30 protein-coding genes are annotated in these 25,136 nt (G+C 53.9%); 5 read left to right on the top strand and 25 right to left on the bottom strand.

Annotation, left to right across the window (positions count from 1 at the left end):
• Window positions 1-4 precede the first annotated feature (4 nt).
• The 6 genes from SJI00_RS08965 to SJI00_RS08990 all read right to left on the bottom strand — a co-directional run bounded on the left by SJI00_RS08965 (window position 5) and on the right by SJI00_RS08990 (window position 3,692).
• Window positions 5-607: a uracil-DNA glycosylase gene (locus tag SJI00_RS08965; RefSeq protein ID WP_003317532.1), complete on the bottom strand. Its 603-nt coding sequence runs from the start codon at window positions 605-607 to the stop codon at window positions 5-7.
• The gene (ppa, locus tag SJI00_RS08970; RefSeq protein WP_003317533.1) at window positions 607-1,152 is read right to left on the bottom strand and encodes an inorganic diphosphatase; all 546 of its coding nucleotides are present in this window, start codon (window positions 1,150-1,152) and stop codon (window positions 607-609) included. The genes SJI00_RS08965 and ppa overlap by 1 nt, the downstream gene beginning before the upstream one ends.
• 114 nt (window positions 1,153-1,266) lie before the next feature.
• Complete coding sequence (gene eno / locus SJI00_RS08975) at window positions 1,267-2,550, bottom strand: phosphopyruvate hydratase (RefSeq protein ID WP_057409478.1); 1,284 nt, start codon at window positions 2,548-2,550, stop codon at window positions 1,267-1,269.
• A 73-nt stretch (window positions 2,551-2,623) separates the two neighbouring features.
• Window positions 2,624-2,965, bottom strand: coding sequence for a hypothetical protein (locus SJI00_RS08980; RefSeq protein WP_003317535.1), 342 nt, complete (start codon window positions 2,963-2,965; stop codon window positions 2,624-2,626).
• A gap of 94 nt (window positions 2,966-3,059) precedes the next feature.
• Complete coding sequence (locus SJI00_RS08985) at window positions 3,060-3,326, bottom strand: hypothetical protein (RefSeq protein ID WP_057409479.1); 267 nt, start codon at window positions 3,324-3,326, stop codon at window positions 3,060-3,062.
• 42 nt (window positions 3,327-3,368) lie between these two features.
• Window positions 3,369-3,692 carry a DUF190 domain-containing protein gene (locus SJI00_RS08990; protein ID WP_003425060.1) on the bottom strand — a complete coding sequence of 108 codons (324 nt, stop codon included), beginning with the start codon at window positions 3,690-3,692 and terminating at the stop codon, window positions 3,369-3,371.
• Window positions 3,693-3,958: 266 nt separating this feature from the next.
• On the opposite strand from SJI00_RS08990, the gene SJI00_RS08995 reads away from it, so the two are divergent.
• Window positions 3,959-5,121 (top strand): IS3 family transposase gene (locus tag SJI00_RS08995; RefSeq protein WP_126364779.1). Its coding sequence is split into 2 segments (ribosomal slippage): window positions 3,959-4,211 and window positions 4,211-5,121, totalling 1,164 coding nucleotides; the frame shifts between segments, so codons are not numbered across the junction.
• Between the two features lie 3 nt (window positions 5,122-5,124).
• On the opposite strand, the gene SJI00_RS09000 is transcribed toward SJI00_RS08995, so the two are convergent.
• A complete protein-coding gene (locus SJI00_RS09000) occupies window positions 5,125-5,388 on the bottom strand; it encodes a MerR family transcriptional regulator (RefSeq protein WP_322461386.1) in 264 nt (87 codons plus the stop codon).
• Window positions 5,389-5,479: 91 nt separating this feature from the next.
• Between SJI00_RS09000 and SJI00_RS09005 the strand changes: the two genes are divergently transcribed.
• Window positions 5,480-6,454, top strand: a complete 975-nt coding sequence (locus tag SJI00_RS09005) for an arsenic resistance protein (protein ID WP_322461387.1) — start codon at window positions 5,480-5,482, stop codon at window positions 6,452-6,454.
• A 26-nt stretch (window positions 6,455-6,480) separates the two neighbouring features.
• Here SJI00_RS09005 and SJI00_RS09010 read toward each other — a convergent pair whose 3' ends face one another.
• From SJI00_RS09010 to SJI00_RS09025, 4 genes are all read right to left on the bottom strand, one after another.
• A complete protein-coding gene (locus SJI00_RS09010) occupies window positions 6,481-7,113 on the bottom strand; it encodes an HAD family hydrolase (protein ID WP_322461388.1) in 633 nt (210 codons plus the stop codon).
• Window positions 7,114-7,146: 33 nt separating this feature from the next.
• Window positions 7,147-7,590: a DUF6957 family protein gene (locus SJI00_RS09015; RefSeq protein WP_322461389.1), complete on the bottom strand. Its 444-nt coding sequence runs from the start codon at window positions 7,588-7,590 to the stop codon at window positions 7,147-7,149.
• Window positions 7,591-7,881: 291 nt separating this feature from the next.
• Window positions 7,882-8,166: a hypothetical protein gene (locus tag SJI00_RS09020; protein WP_322461390.1), complete on the bottom strand. Its 285-nt coding sequence runs from the start codon at window positions 8,164-8,166 to the stop codon at window positions 7,882-7,884.
• A 14-nt stretch (window positions 8,167-8,180) separates the two neighbouring features.
• On the bottom strand, window positions 8,181-8,912 hold the full coding sequence (locus SJI00_RS09025; protein WP_322461391.1) for a metallophosphoesterase: 732 nt from the start codon (window positions 8,910-8,912) through the stop codon (window positions 8,181-8,183).
• A gap of 205 nt (window positions 8,913-9,117) precedes the next feature.
• Here SJI00_RS09025 and SJI00_RS09030 point away from each other — a divergent pair, with 205 nt between their 5' ends.
• Window positions 9,118-9,600 (top strand): helix-turn-helix domain-containing protein, encoded by a 483-nt coding sequence (locus SJI00_RS09030; RefSeq protein WP_322461392.1) that lies wholly within the window; start codon window positions 9,118-9,120, stop codon window positions 9,598-9,600.
• 4 nt (window positions 9,601-9,604) lie between these two features.
• Here SJI00_RS09030 and SJI00_RS09035 read toward each other — a convergent pair whose 3' ends face one another.
• The 8 genes from SJI00_RS09035 to SJI00_RS09070 form a co-directional block, all read right to left on the bottom strand.
• On the bottom strand, window positions 9,605-10,678 hold the full coding sequence (locus SJI00_RS09035) for an ArsO family NAD(P)H-dependent flavin-containing monooxygenase (protein ID WP_322461393.1): 1,074 nt from the start codon (window positions 10,676-10,678) through the stop codon (window positions 9,605-9,607).
• A 28-nt stretch (window positions 10,679-10,706) separates the two neighbouring features.
• Window positions 10,707-11,129, bottom strand: a complete 423-nt coding sequence (arsC, locus tag SJI00_RS09040) for an arsenate reductase (glutaredoxin) (RefSeq protein WP_322461394.1) — start codon at window positions 11,127-11,129, stop codon at window positions 10,707-10,709.
• Between the two features lie 20 nt (window positions 11,130-11,149).
• A complete protein-coding gene (arsH, locus tag SJI00_RS09045) occupies window positions 11,150-11,863 on the bottom strand; it encodes an arsenical resistance protein ArsH (RefSeq protein WP_322461395.1) in 714 nt (237 codons plus the stop codon).
• A 45-nt stretch (window positions 11,864-11,908) separates the two neighbouring features.
• Entirely contained in the window at window positions 11,909-12,379 is a 471-nt protein-coding gene (locus tag SJI00_RS09050; RefSeq protein WP_322461396.1) for an arsenate reductase ArsC, read from the bottom strand.
• Window positions 12,380-12,393: 14 nt separating this feature from the next.
• The gene (locus tag SJI00_RS09055; protein WP_322461397.1) at window positions 12,394-13,677 is read right to left on the bottom strand and encodes an arsenic transporter; all 1,284 of its coding nucleotides are present in this window, start codon (window positions 13,675-13,677) and stop codon (window positions 12,394-12,396) included.
• A 24-nt stretch (window positions 13,678-13,701) separates the two neighbouring features.
• Window positions 13,702-14,058, bottom strand: coding sequence for a metalloregulator ArsR/SmtB family transcription factor (locus SJI00_RS09060; RefSeq protein WP_213631539.1), 357 nt, complete (start codon window positions 14,056-14,058; stop codon window positions 13,702-13,704).
• Window positions 14,055-14,477: an arsenate reductase ArsC gene (locus tag SJI00_RS09065; RefSeq protein WP_322461398.1), complete on the bottom strand. Its 423-nt coding sequence runs from the start codon at window positions 14,475-14,477 to the stop codon at window positions 14,055-14,057. Before SJI00_RS09065 ends, SJI00_RS09060 begins: the two co-directional genes overlap by 4 nt.
• 105 nt (window positions 14,478-14,582) lie before the next feature.
• Window positions 14,583-15,731 carry an MFS transporter gene (locus SJI00_RS09070; protein WP_322461399.1) on the bottom strand — a complete coding sequence of 383 codons (1,149 nt, stop codon included), beginning with the start codon at window positions 15,729-15,731 and terminating at the stop codon, window positions 14,583-14,585.
• Window positions 15,732-15,917: 186 nt separating this feature from the next.
• Between SJI00_RS09070 and SJI00_RS09075 the strand changes: the two genes are divergently transcribed.
• Window positions 15,918-16,415 carry a MarR family winged helix-turn-helix transcriptional regulator gene (locus tag SJI00_RS09075; RefSeq protein ID WP_322461400.1) on the top strand — a complete coding sequence of 166 codons (498 nt, stop codon included), beginning with the start codon at window positions 15,918-15,920 and terminating at the stop codon, window positions 16,413-16,415.
• Between the two features lie 54 nt (window positions 16,416-16,469).
• Complete coding sequence (locus SJI00_RS09080) at window positions 16,470-17,027, top strand: arsinothricin resistance N-acetyltransferase ArsN1 family A (protein ID WP_322461401.1); 558 nt, start codon at window positions 16,470-16,472, stop codon at window positions 17,025-17,027.
• Window positions 17,028-17,439: 412 nt separating this feature from the next.
• Here SJI00_RS09080 and SJI00_RS09085 read toward each other — a convergent pair whose 3' ends face one another.
• The 6 genes from SJI00_RS09085 to SJI00_RS09110 all read right to left on the bottom strand — a co-directional run bounded on the left by SJI00_RS09085 (window position 17,440) and on the right by SJI00_RS09110 (window position 25,111).
• Window positions 17,440-17,976 carry a hypothetical protein gene (locus SJI00_RS09085; RefSeq protein WP_322461402.1) on the bottom strand — a complete coding sequence of 179 codons (537 nt, stop codon included), beginning with the start codon at window positions 17,974-17,976 and terminating at the stop codon, window positions 17,440-17,442.
• 131 nt (window positions 17,977-18,107) lie between these two features.
• Complete coding sequence (locus SJI00_RS09090; protein ID WP_322461403.1) at window positions 18,108-18,941, bottom strand: thymidylate synthase; 834 nt, start codon at window positions 18,939-18,941, stop codon at window positions 18,108-18,110.
• The gene (locus SJI00_RS09095; protein ID WP_322461404.1) at window positions 18,938-19,444 is read right to left on the bottom strand and encodes a hypothetical protein; all 507 of its coding nucleotides are present in this window, start codon (window positions 19,442-19,444) and stop codon (window positions 18,938-18,940) included. The genes SJI00_RS09090 and SJI00_RS09095 overlap by 4 nt, the downstream gene beginning before the upstream one ends.
• Window positions 19,441-21,513, bottom strand: a complete 2,073-nt coding sequence (locus SJI00_RS09100) for a tyrosine-type recombinase/integrase (RefSeq protein WP_322461405.1) — start codon at window positions 21,511-21,513, stop codon at window positions 19,441-19,443. The genes SJI00_RS09095 and SJI00_RS09100 overlap by 4 nt, the downstream gene beginning before the upstream one ends.
• Window positions 21,510-23,867, bottom strand: coding sequence for a site-specific integrase (locus SJI00_RS09105; protein WP_322461406.1), 2,358 nt, complete (start codon window positions 23,865-23,867; stop codon window positions 21,510-21,512). The genes SJI00_RS09100 and SJI00_RS09105 overlap by 4 nt, the downstream gene beginning before the upstream one ends.
• On the bottom strand, window positions 23,864-25,111 hold the full coding sequence (locus SJI00_RS09110) for a tyrosine-type recombinase/integrase (RefSeq protein WP_322461407.1): 1,248 nt from the start codon (window positions 25,109-25,111) through the stop codon (window positions 23,864-23,866). The genes SJI00_RS09105 and SJI00_RS09110 overlap by 4 nt, the downstream gene beginning before the upstream one ends.
• Window positions 25,112-25,136: the final 25 nt, after the last annotated feature.

A 25,136-nucleotide genomic window follows, 5' to 3' on the forward strand; every position in this document is an offset into this window, starting at 1 on the left:
TTGGCTACTTGATCGACTGTTTGGCGTGACGCAGTGTGGACAAAATGCGCTGCCTAACATTCGGGTGAGTGCAAACAGAAAGGGGACTTGGGTGTGGCATTTCCAGCAATGAAAAATTAGGGAAGGCGAGCCGAACACGCGGTATGGCTTTCTGGGCAACACGTCCAGCAAACACGATAGTGACGAGATCAGGGAAAAGCGTCAGTAGCGTGATCAGCATCTCGATACCTTCCTCAATTTGCGCTCTGCGGAGCGGACCCTTGGGCTTATCGAGATCTGGTAACCAAGGGTACAAATTCCAAAGGACGGTTTTGTGACGTGCCAGTCCAACCTGCTCAATGAAACCTTTCAGGTTGCGTTGTGCAGGCCCCGGATTGTCTCTTGAGACATACCGTGGAAGACTGACCGTTCGAGCGGGCGATTCCAACAAGATCAATACCCTTGCGAAGACGCCGCCATCCAGTGGATCGAAATACGGTAATGTTCTTTCGCCCGTGGACTGGGCCATTACCCAGCGCGTCAATTCAGCAGTTTTCGGCAGCAGCAGAAAGTCTTCTCTTACCTTCAGAGAAATTTCCTGCTCTGCGCTCTTCTGATTGAGTAACACTACTTGGAAGCCTCCTTCTTCAGGTTATAGGCCGCTACCGATTTACGAATATCTTCCCGCGCTTCGTCTGCGCTCCCCCAGCGGCCCATTTTCACCCACTTACCCGGCTCTAACGCTTTGTAGTTTTCGAAGAAGTGCTGAATCTGTGCGAGGAGTAACGCAGGGAGGTCAGAGCATTCCTTTACATTGCTGTACATAGAGCTGAGTTTTTCATGAGGCACTGCGATTACCTTGGCATCCGCACCAGCTTCGTCCGTCATGTACATCACACCTACTGGGCGACTGCGGATGACAACGCCAGGTGATACCGGGTAAGGGCAAATCACGAGGACGTCCAAAGGATCGCCGTCATCGCTCAAGGTATTTGGAATGAACCCGTAGTTAGCCGGGTAGAACATCGGCGTGCTGAGGAAGCGATCAACGAAGATCTGTCCACTTGGCTTGTCCACCTCGTACTTGATCGGCGAGTGGTTTGCAGGAATCTCGATAACGGTGAAGAAGTCATCGGGGATCGCGTTACCAGCTGGAATATCCGTGTAGCTCATGCTCATATCTCCAAGCGTCTAGGAAAGGCCAATGCCACTGACGTTTTTGCCAACAGCTATACGTGGTTCATTTTTTACGGTAACCAGTCCAACAGGTTTAGCGGCGATAGGCCGTCAGCGCACGAATGCATCATGTCCTGCATAAAACGCACGGCTGCCAAGATGCTCTTCTATTCGCAGAAACTGATTGTATTTCTCGACCCGCTCCCCCCGGCATGGAGCTCCTGTCTTGAGATGGCCAGTCCCCATCGCGACAGTCAGATCAGCGATGGAGCTGTCCACCGTCTCCCCGCTACGATGAGAAACCATCGCCCCCCAATTTGCCCCATAGGCCATTTCGATGGCGGCTTTGGTCTCAGTCAGCGTTCCGATTTGATTAGGTTTGATCAATACGGCATTGGCGACGTTTTCTGTGATGCCTCGCTGAATCCGTTCGACATTGGTGACAAATAGGTCATCTCCAACCAACTCGATCCGGTCACCCAGCGCAGTATTCAATAGCTTCCAGCCCGACCAATCGTCTTCCGCGAGGCCATCTTCCAGTACCGCAATCGGGTACTTGTCGACCCAGGAGGAATAGAGGCTAATCAGCTCTTGGGCATCTACCTTCCGACCTTCCGAACGCAGATGGTAAAGACCGTTTTCATAGAAACCGCTGGATGCTGGATCGATAGCGATCTCGATCTGAGATCCAGGGGCGTAACCGGCCCTTTCAATTGCCTTGATGATCAGCTCAATGGCATCTGAGTTTTTCTTGAGCGTCGGAGCAAAGCCGCCTTCGTCTCCGACCGCAGTTGAGTAGCCGGCGTCCTTAAGCACTACTTTCAGCTCGTGGTACACCTCAGCGCCCCAACGAAAGGCTTCCTTGAAACTGCCAGCCCCTGTAGGTGCAATCATGAATTCCTGAAAGTCAGGGCCTTGCCAGTTGGCGTGAACACCGCCATTGAGAATATTGAACATTGGGACGGGCATTCTTGCTGCTTGCTCGCCGCCCAGATATTGGAACAAGGGCAAGTTCAGCGCAGAAGCCGCCGCTCTGGCAACGGCGAGGCTCACGCCTAAGATCGCGTTTCCTCCAAGCCTGGATTTATCAGAGGTTCCATCCAGCTTAATCATCAGATGATCAATCTGTTCCTGGTCAGCCGCATCCAGGCCTCTCAAAGACTCAAATATTTCGGTATTTACATTGCTAACGGCCTTCAAAACTCCTTTGCCGGAATACCGCTGTATATCTTGGTCACGCAACTCAACTGCTTCGTGAGCGCCTGTAGAGGCACCGGACGGTACTGAAGCCCGGCCCATGGCGCCGCACTCCAAGGTGACGTCGACTTCAACGGTAGGGTTGCCGCGTGAATCGAGAATTTCACGTGCATGAATGGCCTGGATTTGCGTTTTCATAGATTTTCTCCAAGTAACGATTCGGGAACGTCATTAACGATGTGAAACCGTTGAGAGGCCTCTATGTCGGACGTCAGCTCTCCATGAGTATCCTGAACAGCTGCACTGCCGACACCGCGATTGCGGGAACCAAGAAGCCTCCAATAATTAGTTCAGGAATCTCTCCCACCAAGGGCATGAACTGCCCTCTTTTTGCCATCTGGAAAAGCTCCATCATTTGGTTTGAAGCAACCATTACAGAGCAGCAATACGCCGTCTGGGCTTGTAGCCTGACGCGCCTTTGATTTAGCAGATGAAAGGTCAGCAAGGACACTCCAACGCTTACGATGAAAAGCGCGGCGAACTCATAGACGGATCCTGTGAAAAACCTGCCCATCACAAGCCCGAATACGATGCTCAGCGTCACTGCGCTCATGTGGTCTCCCAATTCTCTAAAATGATTTTGATGAGCCGACGTCGGTGAGCTCCATTTCGCGATCTCATCTTTGGATTGCCAACCGCCATCGCGCTCAATGTTGCTGTGCTCTCAGCTCGTAGCCCGGTACGCAGGTCTGGGCTACGTCGGCCTTGCAGGACTTCTCACTGGGCATACGCAGCGTAACCAATGCGCCTTCGAGCGAGGTGACGATGTACCACCCCTCGCTCGAGACCTTTTGACTGCCTGCGATGCCGGCCAGAAAAAGTGACCAGAAAACCAGTCCTACGAGAAGCGGCTTGTTGTCACGAGCCCAGTTAGCAGGGGCTGGCTGTGGACGTAGGTTATAAACTCGGTACATGGCGCTTATCCTTTTTATTGGTTGTCCAACAAGGTGCGTTTTTTAGTTTTTCGCCTGGCCCACTCGACCGTATTCGATGGGCAATTTGATATAGCTCAGTGAAAACGACTCCTTGGCCAATGCCTCCAGCAACCTGTCGCACCCAATTTCATCAGTGGATATAGTCACCGTGACGGGATGGTCGGCACCGCCGAGGAAATGCGCCGTATGCAAATGCCCCAAATGATCTAGCCCCTCTGTACCGCTCACCAACGTCGCACCCAACGCGCCCTCTCGCTTGGCGAACTCGACCAACCACTCTCCCAGTGGAAGGTGCTGGTAGTTGGTACTCTGTTCGGTGAAAAACGTCAGTTGAAAGCCGTTCATAGCTACATCCTCTAATGTCGCGAGTGACCGACGCTTCGGTCGGCCGTACCTCTTCATTTCCGAGCTGTTTTCAAACTGAATTACGACGCGTCAGTGAGCGGTAACTCACATAAGAGAAGAACTGCTCGCACTTTGCGTAACTCGTCAGCGTGGTCGCGCAGGAATGCGCGCAGCTTGTCCTCTGTATCTAGCAATTCCAGACTGTAGTGGTCTAATGAAACCGGACACCCATTTAGGCGAGAATGCTCGCCACAGAGAGGTGTCTGATGACCAAGCAACGTCGTACCTTTACCCCTGAGTTCAAGCGCGAGGCGGCGTGCCTGGTGCTCGACCAAGGCTACACCCATACCGAAGCAGCCCGTTCGCTTGGGCTGGTTGAGTCGGCCTTGCGTCGTTGGGTGAACCAGCTCCAGCAAGAACGTGGCGGTGTTACTCCAACCAGCAAAGCCCTGACGCCTGAGCAGCAAAAAATCCAGGAACTCGAAGCTCGTATCAATCGGCTCGAACGGGAAAAATCGATCTTAAAAAAGGCCACCGCGCTCTTGATGGCCGAGGAACACGAGCGTTCGCGTTAATCGATCAACTTCGGGCTCAAGAGCCGATTGATCTGTTGTGCTCGGTATTTGAAGTAACCCGATCTTGCTACTACGCCTACTGCCGGAAACGTCGGTATCCGGATGCCGAACGGGTGGTTTTGCGCAGCCGTGTGAACGAGCTGTTTACGCAAAGCCGAAGCGCTGCGGGCAGCCGGAGCATCATGCTGATGATGAAAGAGGACGGTATGCGAATCGGGCGATTCAAGGTACGCAAGTTGATGCGCGAGATGAACTTGATCAGCAAACAGCCGGGTTCCCATGCCTATAAAAAGGCGACCGTGGAGCGGCCTGATATCCCGAACGTGCTTGATCGAGGGTTCAGCGTGGCGTCCCCCGACAAGGTTTGGTGCGGTGACATCACGTACGTTTGGGCCGAAGGTCGGTGGCACTATCTAGCGGCGGTAATCGATCTTTATGCGCGCCGGGTTGTGGGCTGGGCGTTCTCGGCCAAGCCCGACGCCGACCTGGTGATCAAAGCGCTGGACATGGCCTATGAGCAGCGTGGCCGGCCTCAAAATGTGCTGTTTCACAGTGATCAAGGCAGTCAATACGGCAGCCGGAGTTTCCGCCAGAGACTGTGGCGATACCGCTTCACGCAGAGCATGAGTCGTCGCGGCAACTGCCATGATAATGCGCCGATGGAACGACTATTTCGCAGCCTAAAAAGTGAATGGATACCGACGGTGGGCTACATGAGCGCTGCGCTAGCGCAACAGGATATCGGCCGGTTCCTGATGGAGCGATACAACTGGCGGCGACCGCATCAGTTCAACGAAGGGCTAGCGCCTGCGGTCGCTGAGGAAAAACTCAATTCAGTGTCCGGGATCAGTTGACCACTACATCTTAACCACCGACAAAGCCTCAGCGCAGGGACGTTCGGCGTCTGCGGCGAGAGCGATTAGCTCCCGGATATCTTCGAGAGGAAAGCCCAGCTCCCGATTTTGACGGATGAAGACAAGCCTTGATCGATGCTTTTCTGTGTAAATGCGATGCCTTCCGGTCGACCGCAAGGCTGGGGGAAGAAGGCCTATTTTTTCGTAGTAGCGAATCGTTTCGATGTGGCAACCCGTGGATTTTGAGAGCGCTCCGATTCCTGACATGTGATCTCCTCAAGCAACCTCTTGAATCTGTAGTGGCTACAGATATTAACCTGTCCCCAGAAAATAAATTCGTGCATCTGAAGGGCAATTCGTGGACAGAGAACAGCTAGAGAAAAACCAGATTCCCGTGTACTTCATTGCGGTCATTGTCGCAGCCATAGGCGGTCTGCTAGCACCCAATGCTTCCCAAAATTTGGGGGTGATGGTGACGCCGGCCATTGCAGTGCTGATGTACGCCATGTTTCTGCAGATCCCGTTTTTGGATCTTCGCGAAGGGCTTACGAACAAACGCTTCATGGCAGCCCTGCTAACGGCCAATTTCCTCGCCATCCCCCCGTTGGTTTGGGGGTTGACCTCAGGATTAGGAGATCACCCGGCGATTTTAGTAGGTGCTCTGCTGGTTTTGCTCACGCCCTGTATCGACTATGTGGTGGTATTCACCCACATAGGCAGAGGCGACTCTAAACTGATGCTGGCAGCTACCCCATTGCTGCTTTTGCTTCAGCTCATGCTTCTGCCACTGTATCTAGCGTTGATGGTGGGTAACGACTCAGCAGTGGTCATCTCTGTCGGCCCATTTATAGAGGCCTTTGTAGCGCTGATCGCCTTGCCTCTTGTCCTAGGGGTAGCCACAGCTGCCGGGGCAAAAAGGTTTCGCCTCATTGAGGGCTGGAACAATGCATGGGCGTGGATGCCAGTACCGGCAATGGCGTCTGTATTGGTCGTGGTCATCGGCTCGCAGATTGCTGCAGTGGTCAGAGACATGGACAAGTTGCTGCCTGTCATCCCTGTCTATATCGGTTTTATGCTCTTGGCGCCCCTGGCAGGTGCACTCGTGGCTCGGGCATTCAAATTGCCGGCCAGCACGGCGAGATCCGTAGCCTTCAGTAGCTCCACACGTAACTCATTGGTAGTTCTACCGTTGGCACTGGCTTTACCCGAGGACATCAGAGGGCTCGCAGCGGCAGCAGTCATCACCCAAACGCTGATTGAATTGGTCAGCGAGCTGATTTACATCCGGGTTATTCCTGCGTTGATTTGGCGAAAAAACGTAGTTGGTTGGTAAGCATCAGCCGAACTCAACCCGCACAACTACGCGTAGGTGAGCACGACCTGTGCGAAGTCGGTGAGGCTCGAAAATCCCTCTGACTGCTCCCTGCGCAAGAGAAAGCCGCTGATACCACACTGGCGAGGCCCGTCCCTGTCGCATCGCGCCGAGTCGCCAATCATCACTACTCGTCCATGGCTGCCGTAGTCATCACCGGGCCTGACCCCAAGTAAGTCACAGGTATGTCGATAGATGATCGGGGAAGGCTTCATGGCCCCAACTTGGTAACTGAAACCGTAGCCATCTAGGTTCGGAAAGATCTGTTGTATCGCTGGGCCATATGCCATGGCCAAATTGGAGCATGTGGCTATTCGCATGTCCGCAGCCCGGAGCATCGCTATGGCTTCCAAGGCATCTGGGAACGGCTCAATGCTCGCAAGCTCTGCTTTGAGGGCTTGCTCCAGCAGACCAAGCCGGTCGGGCGACAGTTGGATACCAAGACGTGCAGCCGCCTCTGAAATGCACAGTCTCTGGGTCATCAGGGTCTGCATGTCGTCTGGCCTAAAATTGCGGCCTTGCCGCTTGCCTTCGCGCAGCAGCTGACCATAGGGATGTGTTGGCCGTGTTATCCGGGCAAGGGTGCCGAACGCATCGAAGATTACTGCCGCGATTTTCATCAGATTCCCCGGCAAGGACATCGGATCAGGGGCCTACTCATCAAGATGGCCGTTGGTTGAAAACGACACGCTTGCCATCCTGTTGATTTGGGCTTGAGCAGCGCGCACGGTTTCGATATCCGCTGACTTGCGAAAGCCGTGCGACAACAGGATGTAGACCGTATCGACTGTTTCAAAAATACCTGCCGGATCCATATAGGCCGCATACCCAGTCATCACCGAATCCCCTCCAGACAACTGACCGCTACTGTGTGAGAGCACGTGATGTACGTACAGGACGGTAGGCTTCAGGTGTATGCCATGAGTGATTTCAGGGTCAACACCTGCGACATCAATGATTATCCATGCGGACACAACACAATAGGGTTTGCTCGTTAGTCTGAGCTTCTGCTCGATAGCCGCTTTACTCGCCATCGACGCACCACTCACCCGCTCGCCGTCTAGGCAAAGCATCTCAGCTATACGGGGCAGGCTCATCCAATTTCCTGTCCGGCAACGTCAGCACCCAAGGCCCACCCTCTGCCACAAGGGCATAGCGGCTCCCACTCCATGTCATGGCAACCACGTAGCCGTCGCACGTTTCGAACTCCATTACCGCTGAAGTACGTATAAGTCGACCGGACTGGAATCTATCCTTTCGATCCAGATAGATGGTTCCCTCCAAGCAGAAACCTACGAGCTGTGGCTCAAAGAGGTACGCGGTGATTCCTAGCTCGAAGTTAATCGTCGCAGCTTCAAGGACAGCTCCTGGTACTGACTCGCGAGCACTCATGTTTCCTCGCTACTGAATCGCGTCACAACGACGTAATGGTCATTGCCGCACAAGCTTTGGAGCATCTCAAACTTTCCCACCGCAGCTACCTGCCGAACAGGCGGCGTCAAGATGGTCATCCCGTCAGAAGATGCTCCCGACAGGTCGCAATACACGGAGGCAGCGAATCGATTGCCTACCTGCGCAGCGTTCATGAGGTATGCATCAATGAGCACTCCCCAGTCGATTCCCTTGGCTTTCTCAACCACATTAGGGATTTCTGAAACGTTACCAAAGCCCACGAATGTCTCCGCATTTACTGAAATTCTATGACCTTGCTGGGGTTGAAGCCGGTATCTTCGCCTGGATAACCTCTGGGGTTGCTCACGGTGCGGCAACCTCCCAGAACGGTATCTACAGCGCGATGCGTGTGACCGAAAATCCAGCCGTCCGCTTGCAGGAGCAACGAGTGCCATGCGTTGCAGTAAGCGGCGCTCAGATGTCCCCCATGCTCATCGCCTGAGACCTCCGGAACGGGCGCATGATGGGTGACTACGATCGACCGACCATCAAATGGTCTGTGCAGTTCTGCCGTCAGCCATGCTTTGGCTTGGCGATTGCGCGCAGCAACATCATCAGGTCGCAAACGTCGAAAGTTGGTATCCGCTCTGATGGCTCGGAAGTCCGTCATCGTCTCTCGCGCCACTGACATTGCGGCGCTTACATCACCAGTGCTGGAGAAATCCGTCCACGCGGTGCAACCCAGGAAACGGGCCTGCTTCCAGACAAACGTCTCGTTCTCTAGCACATGCACATGGCTAGCGGCGGCCTTACGTGCCTTGTCGAGCGTTCGATCAAAATGGCCTGTGTAGTACTCGTGGTTCCCCATGACGTACACGACATCGCAACTGAAGGTGTCGTTGGCCCACTCGACCCCACGTGTTTTTTTGTTGATGTCCCCAGCCAGCACGACTAGGTCGACCTCAATGGCGGGAGGCACAAATGCCTCAAACTCTGCGTGCAGGTCAGACAGGACGTGAACCTTCACGGATGCCTCGTTAGTCGGATTAAGCGTAAATTGATAACTCACCCAGTCAAGGTGAGATCCGAGCCATGCATCAACAGTGTGATCAGCTCGTACCCAACACAGCGGTTCTGGCGTGGCATGATACCCACAACAACCTATTACGCACAACATACGCTGTTTATTGGGCTGACAACCCTGTGGCTCTATCCTTGTTTTTTGGACGCTTATGCCCCTTAAAACAGAGATAGCTGCGACGCTGAGGGCCATCCGGCAGCAGCGCAAGCTCAGTTACGATAACCTGGGTGATGCGGCCTTTCGCACAACGCTTAGTTTGCTGGAAAGGGGTAAGTCCGGCGTGAGTATCGGAAAACTCACAGAGCTCGCCCAGGCCCTCGAATTTGATCCTGTAGCGCTCATGGCTCTCTGTGTATCCCTGCAACGTGGGGAGAGGTTTGAAGATACGCTGGCTTCAGCTCAGGCAGAACTTAAGCGCTTTGCTGAGGCGGGCGGCATTGAGTTACTGCATCAGCAGATGGATGGCAAAAACCTAGCCAAGCGATCTCCAGGCAAGCCACTGCGAATTCAGAGTCTGCTGGCCGTCCAAGCCCTAAAAGCTCAAGGCAAGACGCAGGCCGAAGCCGTGCGTGAATTGGGCTTGTCACACTCGACAGTGCAACGTTATTGGCACTCTGATCATCCGACTCCCTGACCCGTCAGGCGATGTCAGTGAGATAGCTTTGCACTTGCTTGACCACATCTCTTGCGGTACGGGTTACTCCGATCAAGGTAGCCGAAGCAAGCCCTGTCCAGTCACCGTAGCCCACCAGCCACAGATTAGGTAAATCAACACTTCGGTTTTCATCTACGGCCACTTTGCCGTCCTGACCTACGATACCCAGGTCGCTCAGGTGCCCGAGCGATGGAGAAAATCCAGTACACCAGATGATGGCATCAATCTTCGTCTCGGTTCCCGATGGCCACACAACACCTGTTGAAGTGAAATGAGTGAATGGCCGTACAGCATTTAGAACCCCGCGTTCGCGAGCCTCCTTCACCGGTGGCACCATTACGATGTCGCCCAGCCCTCCCACGGGAAGTTGGGGCTCCACGCCATCCTGCTGCGCCTTCAAACGAGCTGTGGCTCGCTCGAAAAGGACACGACCATCGACGTCATCTGGAAGAAATTTCGGGGCCTCCAGAGTCACCCAGGTGACCTGACCCGCTTTTGAAACCTCGGCGTAAATCTGGGCACCCGAGTTGCCACCGCCCACCACCAAAATTGTCTTCCCCTCGAACTCACCCGGCCCAACGTAATGGGCGGAGTGAATCTGCTGGCCCTTGAACACTTCTTGTCCTGGATAGGCTGGGATAAACGGGCAGCCCCATGTGCCCGTTGCGCTGATGACTACCCTGGCATCCCAGCAGCTATCGTCAGAGACGACGCGCAGTCCGCCTTCGATTTTTTCGACATGGCTTACCTGCGTGGAGCGGACGATGGGAAAGTCGTAGCGGCGCTCATATTGAGTCAGGTAGGCGATAACGTCGTCACGACTTGGAGTTTCCTCAGAGACAGCTGGCATCTGCCAGCCCGCAATTGAACTCCATCCGGACGGCGAGAAGAGTCGGAGCGAATCCCATCCGTGCTGCCATGCGCCACCGGGCGCCGCCTCGCCATCGAGCAACACGAAGGAAAGGCCTGAACGCTTCAGAAAGTAAGCGACGGTCAGCGCGGACTGTCCGCCGCCAATGACCACAACATCAAGAATCGGATTTTGATTTACCACCATCCCTCCAGGCCCATTCGCTCGCATCGGCTCAAACCCTGTTGCCATTCTCATCAATGACGATTTGTCCGTCTTCCTTGATGAAGCTGCCGCGCTGCTCTTGCGGCAGCAGGTCGAGGACTGCCTCTGATGGACGGCACAAGCGTGTGCCCAGTGGCGTCACGACAATTGGGCGATTGATCAGGATGGGGTGAGCCATCATGGCATCGATGAGCTGTTCGTCAGTCAGTGATGCATCATCCAGTCCCAGCTCCTCGTACGGAGTGCCTTTGGTACGCAGGAGGGCTCGCACGTCGATTCCCATATCTTTGATCAGCCTGATAAGTGTGTCGCGATCAGGCGGGGTCTGTAGATACTCGACCACTATTGGTTCTTCCCCGCTGTTGCGGATCAACTCCAAAGTGTTGCGAGAAGTGCCACAACTGGGATTGTGATAGATCGTAATCTGGCTCATACAGCTTCCTCGCGGTGACGTTAAATGGAGCGCTGATTGACGCGCTTGGACAGCTCTTCGGAAGACTCTTTGCGCTCGGAGTAGCGATCAACCAGGTAGTCCTGACGATCCCGTAACAGCAGCGTGAACTTCATCAGCTCTTCCATCACGTCCACCAGGCGGTCGTAGTACGAGGACGGCTTCATCCGGCCTGCCTCATCGAATTCTGTGAACGCCTTGGCCACTGAAGATTGATTTGGGATGGTGAACATCCGCATCCACCGACCCAGCACGCGCAGTTGATTGACGACGTTGAACGATTGCGAGCCACCGCAGACCTGCATGACCGCCAGGGTCTTTCCTTGCGTAGGTCGCACCGCACCTATCGCCAGTGGAACCCAATCGATCTGGGCTTTGAAGACAGCGCTCATGGAACCGTGCCGCTCAGGAGAGCACCACACCTGTCCTTCAGACCACTGCATCAGTTCGCGCAGCTCTGCGACCTTGGGATGTGTCTCGGGAGCATCGTCCGGCAGCGGCAAGCCCGAGGGGTCGAAGATTTTGGCTTCTGCGCCGTACGCCTCCAACAGACGCGCTGCTTCCTGAGTCACCAGCCGGCTGAAAGAACGCTCTCGCGTCGATCCATACAGCAGCAAAATTCGAGGTTTGTGAAGTGACGGGGTGTGGGGTTCCAGTCGCTCCAGCGAAGGGATGTCGATCAGGTCAGTGTGTACGTTCGGCAATGCGTCTTGCATATAAACTCCTGAGCGGCGCGAGATGGGCGCCGCCTCGGTTGATCTTTAAAGCGAACCGATCCGGTTCAGTTCAGCTTTCAGCTGGTCAGCGCTCATCGTCTTCAGAGGCAGCTCAAGAAAGGCCGTGACGCGTTCACGAATTTTGGCGAGGATTCTTTCGAACGCCGCGCTGATGTCGGCTTCAGTCCCTGTCGCTTCGGACGGATCGGCCAAGCCCCAATGCGCCTTCAAGGCAGGCCCGAAAAAGATGGGGCATGCTTCACCCGCTGCCCGATCACAAACGGTGATCACGATATCTGGAGGCGAGTCCTCAAAAGCATCCGACGCCTTGCTGCTCAGGCCAGCAGTGGAAATGCCCGCTGCTTCCAGCGTCTGCAGTGCCCGCTGATTCACTCGACCGCTTGGAAAGCTTCCCGAGCTGACCGCTTCTACGCCCTCGGGCGCCAAGTGATTGAACAGCGCCTCGGACAGGATGCTGCGGCAGCTGTTATGGGTACACATGAACAGGACTTTCATCAAAAGACTCCTTTTCAAATACTGAGGCGCAGTGCCAAGGCGGATAGAGTGGCGATTAGGATCGGCAGAGTCAGCACGATTCCGGTTTTGAAGTAGTAACCCCAGCTGATCTTGATGTCTTTCTTAGCCAGCACGTGCAACCACAACAGCGTGGCCAGGCTACCGATGGGGGTGATCTTCGGGCCTAAGTCGCAGCCAATGATGTTGGCGTACACCATTGCCTGCTGGACGACGCCATCGACTTCGGCGGCATGGATCGACAAAGCCCCGACCAGGACGGTCGGCATGTTGTTCATGATGGAAGACAAAAACGCCGTGAGCAGGCCGGTTCCAAGCGAAGCGCCCCAGATACCATAGCCAGCGAATAAGTTCAGGATCTGTGCGATGTGATCCGTTAGCCCTGCATTTTTGAGCCCGTATACGACCAAGTACATGCCTAAGGAAAAGACCACCACTTGCCACGGGGCGCCTTTGAGCACCTTCCCGGTGTCGATGGCGTGACCACGGGCAGCGACTATGTAGAGGATGAATGCGCAGACTGCAGCAATGACGCTGATCGGAACGCCTAAAGGTTCAATCACGAAGAAGCCGACCAGCAACATCACCAGGACTAGCCAGCCGGCCATAAATGTTGGCCGGTCGCGAATTGCTTCAGAAGGTTGATGCAACTGTTCAAGATCGTAGGTCGCAGGTAACTCTTTGCGGAAGAACCACAGCAGCATCGCCAATGTCGCCATGACGCTCACAACGTTCACCGGCACCATGACAGAGGCATATTCGGTGAAGCCGATGTTAAAGTAATCGGCAGAGACGATGTTGACCAGGTTGGAGACCACAAACGGCAAGCTCGCAGTATCTGCGATGAATCCAGCTGCCATGACGAATGCCAAAGTGGCTGCCGGAGAAAACCGGAGGGCTAATAGCATCGCGATCACGATGGGGGTAAGGATCAGCGCTGCACCGTCATTGGCAAAAAGCGCCGATACGGCGGCACCCAGCAATATGATGAACGCGAAAAGCTTTCTGGTGCTGCCTGCTCCCCAGCGAGCGACATGAAGCGCAGCCCATTCGAAAAAGCCTGCCTCATCCAACAGCAAGCTGATGATTATTACCGCAATGAAGGTGGCAGTGGCGTTCCAGACGATATGCCAGACCTCAGGAATGTCCCCAAGGCTGACGACGCCAGTTAGCAGAGCCAGAACAGCGCCAAGGGTCGCGCTCCAGCCAACCCCCAAGCCTTTGGGTTGCCAGATGACCAGCACGATAGTGACGATGAAAATTAATACGGCAAGAAGCATATCAAGCACTCGTAAGGGTGTGGATCAGTCGCAAACGACTTGTTTGACTGGGCGACCGTCCATGTCACACAGGCGAGTCGTCTCGTCCTGCAGCCACTTGAGGTTCGCATCGACAACGCTTTTAAGTATGGAGGTCACCCACTCCGGCAGATCTCGACGCAGTCGGTAGTAAACCCACTGCCCTTGGCGGCGATCCATGAGCAGACCTGCCGACCGGAGAAGAGCGAGATGGCGGGAAATTTTGGGTTGGCTCTCGTCAAGGGCTGCCGTCAGTTCGCAGACACACAGCTCCCCCTCTCTCACAATCAGCAACGTGATCTTGGTGCGAGTGTCATCGGCCAGGCATTTGAACAACGCCGTGGGCGTCATGAGCTCAGTCATACATCCTCCAGATGCTTTGTCTTCACCAAAACAAAGAGTTTGATGCGTTCATGAATGTCTTGAAGAACGTGCCGAAATGCGCCGGGATCATTACTGGTGACGGGATCGGGGAAATCCCAGGCAATGACCTCACCGGCGTCAGGTACTGACTGGCATTCCTGTGCGGACTTGTGACATAGCGTTATGACGTAATCGAATCGCTCACCCTTGAATTCGTCAACGGACTTGCTCCGCAGCCCGGAGGCGTCTACGTCGACGTTTTCAAGCGCGGCGATAGTTCGCGGATCAACACCAGACGGCTGGGAGCCTGCACTGAATGCTGCGAAACGCACATCAGTAGCGCGTAGAAGGGCCTCTGCAAGCTGTGAGCGGGCAGAATTGGCAACGCAGACGAAAAGGACTTTGATGGGTTGGTTCATGGTAGCCACCATACATGCGGGAATGTGAATATATGTATTATCGTATATTCAGTAAAGCACATGTTTTTGATATCGCAATTTTCTCGCTTCGCAAAGTACTTCTACTCAGGCCGTTGGACGACTTTTCGCTGGAAGGCAGACGCTGACTACCACGCAAACCAACAGCAGGCAGCAAAGCGTGCCCAACAGGACTACCGGGCCGAATGTGTCCAGCACCCAGGCGGCTAGGATGGGCCCACACGCCTGAGCAACCATAACCGGTCGAGCAAGCAATCCCATTCGTGACCCGTAACCCTGAGCACCAAACAAGGCCAGCGGCAGTGTGCCGCGAGCAATGGTGAGAATGCCGTTACCTGCTCCATACAGGGCAATTGCAACGAACGAGAGCCACGGTCTTCCCGAGATCAGCAAGCCAAGTCCGAACAGACAAAGCAGCACGCCCACACGTGCCGACCATGTGGGATGCAGGTTTCTGCCGATTGAAAACTCTGCGATCCGTGCTGCGACTTGGGCGGGGCCGATTACCATGCCAATCGCCAGCGCCACGGCGGTCACCATCCCCAGTTGCTTGAGGGTGTTCAGAAGATGCACCGAGACACTCGATGCCACCAGCGCGAGAATGGTCAGCATCACGCCGATGAGCAAAAACAGGGCGCTAGACTGTCTTGGCGTACGAGTCGTCTTGTCGTCATTTGTGATGACAACAGGCCTTAGGGGTTGCCTCGCGCTACCAGGGATCATCAGAGCATGGACAGGTAATCCGATGAACAGGTGAGCAGCGGCAATGCAAAGACATGTTCCTCGCCAGCCGAGCCACTCCTCCATAGCCGCTATTGCAGGCCAACCCAGCGTACTGGCGAACCCACCCAGCAGGGTTAACCCTATGATCGATGTTCGAGCTCTGTCACCAAGAAGTCGCCCCAGTGTTGAGAAGGCCGCATCGTAAAGCCCCGCAGCCATTGCGATGCCTATCAAACTCCATGCGAAATAGTACGTCGCCACGTTTTCGGCGACCCCCATGGTGGCAATGCCGACGGCGAGAAGCCCTGAGCTGAGGGTCATCACCAGACGCCCCCCATAAAGGTCAATGCGACGTCCTACTGCGGGTGATGTTGCTCCTGCGACCAGCATCCCCCACGACAGACCGCCATCGGCACTGGTGATCGACCAGCCCGTGTCCCTCGCAACCGGGGCGGCGAGAACTGCAGGCAGGTAGTAGGTAGAGCCCCACGCAAGGATCTGAAGGATGCCCATGGCCCAAACCAGCCTGGTTCTGTTGACCGTGGGGTGTAACGCCTCAGGAAGACTCACCAGCTGAACTCGTTTTGGTTGGTTAGCAGCAAACTGGCGCGATCGATCTGTCGTCAGCTAAGGGAGCTTCGTTGACGGCTCAGCACTCACGCGATTATTGTTGCAGCTAACAACAAATTTGTGACGATTATGCCGAAGCGGAAAAAAGATCAGTTGACTCAGGATGCAGAGGATTTGTACGAGGCGCTGAACCAGCTCGTCCGCGTTTATCAGTTCCGAGACCGAGATCGAATCTGCTGCTATGACGTTTCGGTAACGCAGTGCTACGCAGTCGAAACGCTGGTCAAGAAAGGAGCCCTGCGACTTCAGGTGCTGGCTGAAGAGATGTTTTTGGACAAAAGCACGGCGAGCCGGGTAATCGATGCGCTTGAACGCAAAGGATATGTGTCTCGCGTCGAAGATGATAAAGACCGCCGCGCTGTGAAGATCCAGGCCACGGGCGCTGGCAAAGAGCTCTACGAGAAAATCAGGAGCGGCCTCGTTGCTGAAGAGAAAGTAATGATCGAAAACCTTTCAGCCGAAGCCAGGCAAGGAGCGTTGAGCCTGCTCAGACAACTCACACGAGCTACCGAAAAACGGTGTGGCGTCACCAGTGAGACTTGCTCAGACCCCAAGCAGCCAAGTTGATGCTGAATTTTTTTGGCCTAAATGTTGTCGCTACCAACTAATGGAGTCCACCCTATGCGCATTCGTCCCGCCGAGACCAACGACGCACTAGCAATAGCTGCGATTTACAACCAAGGGATTGAGGAACGAAGCTCGACCTTCGAAACGACGCCTCGGAACCCAGAGGAAATGCTTGAAAGAATCCAATCAGTTGATCGTTATCCTGTACTGGTAATGCTTGGCGAGCACGACCAGGTTATAGGGTGGGCGAGCCTGAGCGGATACCGCGCTCGCGTTTGCTATAACGGCATCGCTGACTTTTCTATTTACTTGAGCCGTGAGGTTCGAGGCCGGGGGCTGGGCAAGCATCTGCTGCAAGCACTACTTAAAGAAGCGCAGGAACGGGGTTTCTGGAAAGTCCTCTCCCGCGTATTTACCTTCAACCGTGCCAGCCTTGCCTTGTGCGAAGCGTGCGGTTTCCGCCAAGTGGGTGTGTATGAGAAACACGCATGTCTTGACGGTCGTTGGATCGACTGCGTGATTGTCGAACGACTTTTTCCTGAGAACCAAGCTACAGGTGGAGCACCTGTCTGCGGGATCAGTGCTGCAGCAGGCGGGCTAAGCGGCTGCTAAATGGCCGCTTTATTCAAGGAGGCCCTAGTATGCCTTGGATCGCTCCCGTTTCCCGAAAGCATCAATCCAGTGGGAGAACGAGCGGTTCATAGCTACAACTTCGGTATGACCGGAACAAATTCCTTCCGATTTCGCAGCTTCTTAAGGGCTCACGCGCTTTCTAGTGAAGCAAGTTTTCAGGGTTGAATACAGAATCAAAAGGATTAAAACGGCCTGAGGCCAGATGCCATGCCTGCCGCAGAAGGGGTAAAGAAATATGGATCGTAAAATCAACGCCGAGACGCCGGACAAAATGAGGTTGATCAGGTGAGGGCTGGAGGGCGATAAGCTTTCAACCCCTAGAGCGTCGGTGAAGCTGGCTCTGTGCTCGGGTTTCAGTCCTCGCGGATGGAGCATCCAACCTCGCTCAACCCTACCGGACAACAAGCCGTCCTTCCCCCGACCCTTCGTTACGAGACCATTCAATGTGGCAAGGATCATCATTGCCAACTATTCGAAACAACGAAATCACGGCATCGATGGTGATGAAGTACAAGCAGCTGTCCTTGTCACGATCTGAGTTGAAAAAAGCCCCATGGAGACCGCCAGTATCAGATACACAGGGGCAAAAAACGAAGCTGTGTATTAATCGTCCACAGACGAATAAGACGTCACGGATCTCATTCCCACTTTTCGAAAGGTCATAAAGCTCATCGAGCTTATGATGATTTCGCCACGTCACCGGTTTGATGTTTGAATGCCTTTGAAGGCTCAGGGTGTGCCCGCGTGCCTGGTCGGTAACCTTAGTAGGTGCTTCGAAGAGCTTCCTGACCGAGTAAAAGCCGATGAACACATCACGCTCTATCTGAGCCATCTGCTCGTCAGATAAATCATCAGAAGCTTTCAGGCGTTCCAGCCGATCAGCCATTTCCAGTAAAGGCTTCTTCCAATAATGACTTTCCCAGATCATCTGCCTTCTCCAGTCCGCCAGACTAACGAAGCGAGCCTGCGCTGGCGGGCGCAGCACGCGAGAGATGGGCTAGAGTAAAGGATCCTAGCGATTGAACCGCAATGGCCACCCGACCCACCTCCCTCGAACCTTCAAATCGAAACAGGAGCAGAGATATGCGGATGCGGGTCGTATCCCACGATCTCGAAATCCTCAAACTTGTAGTCGTAAATGCTGGCTGGCTTACGCTTTAGAACTAGTTTTGGCAGAGGACGAGGCTCACGAGTTAATTGCAACTTAACTTGCTCAATGTGATTCAAGTAAATATGTGCATCACCCATAGTAACGATAATTTCGCCAACACCCATATCACACTGTTGAGCAAGCATATGAGTAATAAAACTCGCCCCAGCTAAGTTGTACGGATTCCCAAGCAGCAGATCACTAGACCGGATATAGAGGTGTGTCGACAATTTATTGTTGGCCACATAAAACTGGTAAAGCAAATGGCACGGCGGCAATGCCATCTTTCCGTTGCGTGCATTTTCTTGAGGGCTGACAGACTCATCTGGCAGGTACTCAACATTCCATCCATGGAACAGAATGCGACGGCTGTTCGGGTTCGTTTTAAGCGTGTTAACAACGTAGTCGATCTGGTTGATGGTTTTGCCGTCCTGAGTCGGCCAAGCAGTCCACTGCTTGCCATAAACCGGCCCAAGATCGCCATCCTCGGTTGCCCATTCATCCCAGATTTTGACACCATTCTCCTTGAGCCATTTGGTGTTGGTATCGCCGTTCAAGAACCAAATCATCTCATTGATGATGCTCTTGAAATGCAGTTTCTTCGTGGTCAGCAGCGGGAAGCCATCTTCCAGGTTGTGGCGGAATTGACGACCGAACACGCTAATCGTGCCTGTCCCTGTGCGATCGTCTTTCTCGACGCCGTTCTCCAGCACGTCGGCCAGCAAATCGTGGTACATCTTCATTTCGGATCCTCTAGATTTGCGCTGACCATATGCAGCGCATCACGCAATTTCTGAATTTCAGTATCCCGCTGTTTTAGCTTGGCCGTGAGCTCGGCATTTTGATCCACGTAGTAGGCCCTGGACTCAATGACACCGGCCAGCCGTTTATCAAGGGTCGCATACGAGCTCTCAACATCCTGATACCTATTGAACCAATAAAGCACTTCCAGTCGGCTCTTTTCAAGCCGTTGCATCAGAATGGTCTTGGGATCTTGCTTCTTCTCAGCTTTGACCCTCTGAACCATAACCTCAACGAGGCGGCTTTCCTTGATGGCCTCAAGCTTCTCCATCGGCCACCCCCGCATCCTGATGGTATTGCGATGGATCCCTGTGATGCGACTGAGCTCAGCAACCGTAGGCTTCAGCGATTTATCGGAGGCAATCTGGAGGATGCCTTCGGCCAGCTGCTCGCTATTCTTTTCGAAGTCGAGCTTATTCCGAGAATCAAAAGCTTGGGTGGTCATAGCTCAACCTCTTCTCCCAGATACTCCAGAACTCCTTTAGCTTCCTCCATAGCAGCACGAAGCTCCTCTTCCGTGCTTGCGGACGACGGGGAGCTCAACGCAAGGCTGTTCGAGACATAAATTTCTCGCCACTTGGGCGCATGCACTTTGGTGACGACAGCGTTCTTGCAGCGATTAGGGTTGCACCGCAAAGTCCCGATGCAAGGCAAGGAATCGTCGTGAGACTCCCGCTGACCGCCATAACAAAATCCTTGGCCAACGTTGATGATCGCCAGGCGTTTCTTTGCCATCTGAGCAATGACCTGCTCTTTTGTATACCCAGCCGCCATGTAACCTTCGAATACTTTCTTCATTCGAGCTTTATGGCTCTCGGCATTAGGCCCGGCGTAGTTGCCGTCTGGATCGCAGTAGCTGGTGATGTACTCTTCCTCAGCTACCTGTGTAGGCGTCTTACCACCAGAGCGGCCACCCTTCGAAAGGATCTCCGCAATTGCGCCGTACCCGAGCGAAACGGCGCTGAACGCTTGGTTTTGTCCTGCTCCACCGATAAGGTCACCAAAGTGCTTCAACTGGTGTGAAATGAACGGGAGGCCAAGCTCAGCCCTTGCCATTTGGTAAGCCAATGTGTGCCGTAAGGTGTAGGGCGAAAACTCAAGAGACTCAAATTCTTCGTCCGTCAGGATTTCCTGAAAGAATGATCTGAACTGATGTGAGATCCCAACCGAGCTCATAGAGGCCGGCTCCGCTCCCTGGGCGACCGTGTCCACATTCGAAAACAGATACGGGTTCTGTGTGACCTTGGCGATTAGGCAGGCCGCACGAATGGCGTCGCGCACGATAGGAATTGCGACCCATTTGTCATCAAACAACTTGGCAAGTCCTTGACGGTGTTTTACAACGTTGCTGATGAGCAGCCAGTAGTCATTCTCTTTCTCCATGCAGGACTCCACCAAGATCTCAGAGAGCTCGGAGGGTCGCATTCCCGTGTACTGCGCCACGAGATAGCACGCACTGTAAGAAATAAAGTTGATGTACCGACGAAACTCATCATCCAGGGGCACGTGGGTAAGCTTAAGCAAGGTTTCTGGCGCTTTAAAGTCGTGCTGCCTGTTTCCCGATAGAAAGTCTGGGCGAACAGCACCAATCGCCGCCCCCATGGCGATGGAGTCATAACCCTTGCGTCGAAGCCGTAGGGCCACGTAAAGGTCGTAATTGTAAGGCGTCAATCTCTGGCTCTTGGCCGATGAGTAACCTTTAGCGTTCTGACGCGTCAGAGCGATCAGGTCATTCACCGGCTCGCCCAGTACGCTTAGGAAGTCAACGACGGCAAATGAGGCTTCGCGAGAGGCTTTCTCGAATATATCGTTGGGAAGAATCCGATACGTTTTTTGAGACTCGTCTACCCGCTTAAGCAGCTTCGCCCAAGGCAACGAGTCAAGCTCAACGTAGGGCAGAGGCTTATCAAAAACCTGCTCCAGAAGGAACGGCGACCTAATCGCTGTGAAAAATCTCTGAAGCTCAGGGCCGAAAGCATGGGGGTGTACGAGAGCGGCGGTACGATATATCCCTGCATCAAAGTAGGAGAGGCCATGGTAACCGACCTCGAAAAACTCATCCGTCAGAATTTCCCGCGCCTGTCCTGACATCGTGTTAACAAAGCTGAGCCCCGCCTTGAAGCAGGATATGGCAGTATTGGCCTTGATGTTCCTTGCGGAGTTTGTCACTGATTGCAGGCTGGCAGGCATCTTCAGCCAGCAGTACATCGCCACCTTAACCTCCAGGATTGCTAACTGGTTGACCAGTGGGAAACTCCTGAAATCAAGCCTCAGCTTGGCACCTTGGATGTTCCTGGCTGCATTCGGGTAATCCTCGTTGAAGTCCCAAATGGGATCACCCAATACGGATGTTTTGCTCACAGGTAGGGCCAAGAGAGCGTTGAGCCAAGACAGCGCCTCAACTGGCACAGCGCTAGATTCGCCAACATCTTTCTGCAGGCCCAGCAGCAGACCATGAGCGGCCATACGCCATTTTTTGAAGGCTGCAAATTCAGGAATGATGGATTCGCTCACAGAGTTACCCCCTCTGTCAGGATGTCGACCTGCAGGTTTTCAGAAAGGCGCTCGGCTTTAGCCAGTTCCTCTGCGGAAAAATCAGATGTCTGCGGGTCGAGGATGCTGTTGAGCACGTCCAGGTTATCCAGGATGACGGCGCCGTAGGGCGTATCGAGCACCCGGTTCACCTCAATCATCCGCTGGTAATCGCGACGGCGAGCAAAGAGCTCGGGTAGGTGCGAAACCGTGATGATGCTGTTACTGCACGAGAGGCACTTGTTGAACAGCGTGCAAGGCTTGCTGGGGTCGTAGTCCCTCAGATTTTTGATGAAGTCTGGCGGGTCGTACACATTCATGCACGTGACCGTACCGGTTTCCATCGGCATGCCTTTTGGGGTCGACTCGATCGTTTTCGTTGGGATGATCGTCACCGACTCGTCCATCGTTTCTTGGTGCATCTCATGGAGCACTTTATTCAACATCTTGCGCGCCATAGGGTTGAAATCCATCTGATCAAGGTATGCCATAGTGGTGCTAATGTTCTTATGACCTAACATCACCTGAATCTCCCGAGGAGACACACCACGCTCAATCAACTCGCTAACAAAGCTTGGTCGAAAACGAGAGGGCGACAATGGCAATGGGTTGCCCTCCTCATCAAGCAATCCCCAATCTTCAGAGAAACCTTTCATGATCTTATTAATCATACTGCTGGAGGAATTCTCAATGGAGTCAACCACCCCAAACTTTCTGGGAGAGCTTGAGCGATAGATGAATAACTTATTCTCAACTTCAGGCTGAGCTTCAGCGCGAAGATTACGGGTCAAGAATTTAATGTCATCAAACACCTGTTTTACTGCGCGCCCCTGAGAAGTTGTAAGCCACGAAATCTCGGCATGAAACAAATCAAGATGGTACATCTTCTCGCCATCTGATCGCTCTTTCCAATACAGCAAGCAAGGCCGATCGGTTAAATCGTGACGTTCGATAAAGTCATCGAGATCAAGACCCAACAACGAATCAGCGTTCATGCCAGTAACCTGGGCGAGCCGGATCACATAGGGTGCTAGCACCCGGCTGTCAATCTGGTAAAGTACACCCCATTCCTTATAAATATCAAAAATAGATATACTGGAGGTATTGACAATAGTAATAAATGCTTTTTCATAGGGATCTTCGCGATTGGCCGACTTGAAACCCAAGGGCTTGCAGTCGAGTTTGTTCTCAAAGATCCAACGGGCGTTTTCAAGAGTGGCGCACCCACGCCGAACCTTGCCATTAGGCGCAAGGGGATCCTCCCCTACATGGCTCAGGACATACGGCTGTGCCAGACGGTTAGTCTCCGCAATCTCTTCAAGAACGGCTTCGGAAATGCGAGCACGTACCGGAGCAGGGTAAGGCCTATATTGATCAGTTTCTCGCTCAGCATCGAAGCCTTGGGCCGCCATAAAGGTCGTTAGGCCCATTCCATCGATCTGGAGTGCACGCTCCATCATTTTCCGGGCCGAACTCATCAGCGTGTTGCAATGGCTTGTTGACAACACGCGCTCAATAATCTTTTCTTGTAGATATACCCGAAACTTAGGCAAAGCATAGACGCTTACCAGCTCCTGAAGATCTTCTAGCCCCGTGAATCCGGCCACCCTCAAATAGTCGCGAAAGTACTTATACGCTTCGATGAAGTTTGACTGGCCCGATTTACTGCTGGCGCTCATTGAAGCGGCGCTGAACAGATGGAGCAGGTGAATAAATGGACGCTCTGGCTCGACTGGCATGACATCTGAAAGTCGATGAATGGAGACCGAACGAAGTGAACGGAAGGCCGCCGTCAGCTTCCCCGCTTCCGTTTGCTCGACGGGCTTTTTCGACGCGACGCGCTCTTCGACCGTTTGATAGTCCCTGTCTAGAACTCCCAGTGCTCTGAGGTCTTCAAGGATCTCCTCGAACGTAGAACGCACCAGCTCATATTTTTCCCTCGCAGAGGGGAGGCCTGCCAATTCAGGAACATTATTTAAGTAGCCTCGATACCGAATGGTGTTTGCCGCCACTGGAATCGCTAGCTTCTGTTCTTTAGGCATACCCTCATACCAGGCAAGAAGCCTGCGGCGCCATTCGCAAGCGCCCGATGGATGACCTGAGACGATGATCCCCTCATCTGCCATCGCATCCAGGATGGGCTGAAAAAGCGGCGCTCGCTTCATGACCGTCGAGGCACCCAAACCGGTGTGTTTGACTGCATACCCAGTAGATACCGCTAAGTCGGCATTTTTGCTTAAGCAGACCTGAAGCAACGACTCTCGATCATCGGTAGCTCGGGCTACAAACGATTCAATGGTCGCGTCTACCTGCGCGCTATTTAACCGACTAATCATTTCGTATCTCCCGCATCAATTCTCAAGCGCGTCCGGTCGACGAGCGCCGTCATCTCGCCTGCTTTTGTTTTGGTTTCAGTCCCAGGACGAACAAGCTTCTGATAGATGTCGTGAGGAATCTGTGTGTAAGTTTCGGCTGTCTTGAGCCGGGAATGCCCCAACGTTTTTTGTACAGCTACCAACCGGTCAAGGTAGCTCGTGCCAATATCCGGCGTGCGGAGAAGGGCATAAGCATTCCCATGGCGCAGCTTATGCGGGGAGATCATTCTGTTGATCTTCATAAGATTCAAGGCACGCTTCGAGGTGCGCTCAAGGAGCTTGGATACGGAGCGCGCTGTGAACTCGCCACCCTCAGCATTCAGGAACGCAGGGGTGGTCTCGGGGCTGCCGAATTGGCGCTTGTGCATCTTGTACAGCGGAGAGGCGTGGTACTTCTTTATGCGAAGCAACGTTGCCCTGCTCACCAAGGTATCGCGAGGCTTGAAGGAGTCAGCAGGGCCCTTACTCCCATCGATACGAAGGGGGCAGTAGTCGGCATTTACTGCGACAGAGGCACCAGGTGAAATGAACATCGTGTCCTGGAAGCGGAGAGCATCATCAATCGCCCTGAGGGTCACACGAGGGACTTCTGAGCGACGAATGCCTGCGTCATATATGAACTGAAGGAGGCACCGCTCACGCTCGCTCTGGGTGGCAAGGATTAGCTGCAAGAGGTCGTCCAGGGAACAGGACACCACCAGATTCTTGTTTGGACGCGGAGACAGCAGCCCACCCGCATAAGGATTACCTTCTTTACGAAGAGGAGGGACATCGTCCACCCAACTACAAAGCGACTTGTTGAAGAATGCCATGAGCGCCGAGTCTCGATTGCGGACAGTCTTCTTCGAGATCCCCTCAACCTCGCGCAGGTGCGCAAAGTATTCTTGGATGACGTGGGTACGGATCTCCAGATAAGCGGAGTCCCGATCGCAGCTTGCGTACTCACGGCGCTTGGTTAGGTACTCATGGGCGTAACCAAGGTTCCGGCCAAAGGTCATGGCCGTCTGCTCAGCGATCAGCGCAGCTTTGAGTTGCTGGGAGAGGAAGCCAGATATCAGAGGCATCAGGCGCTCATCGTCATCAAAGACGGCAGATCCTGTGACCTTCACGGCTTCTTGGGTTTGATGCCCATCAAGGGTGTCGTCCCGCCTGGTCGGGGACTCACTGAGATTTAGGGCTTTGCCCCTTACTGCGATTACCTTCACTGCTTCCTTCCTTTTCAAAGCGGCC

The sequence above is a fragment of the Pseudomonas gebzensis genome (genome assembly GCF_034427815.1).
In the GTDB taxonomy this organism is placed as follows: Bacteria; Pseudomonadota; Gammaproteobacteria; order Pseudomonadales; family Pseudomonadaceae; genus Aquipseudomonas.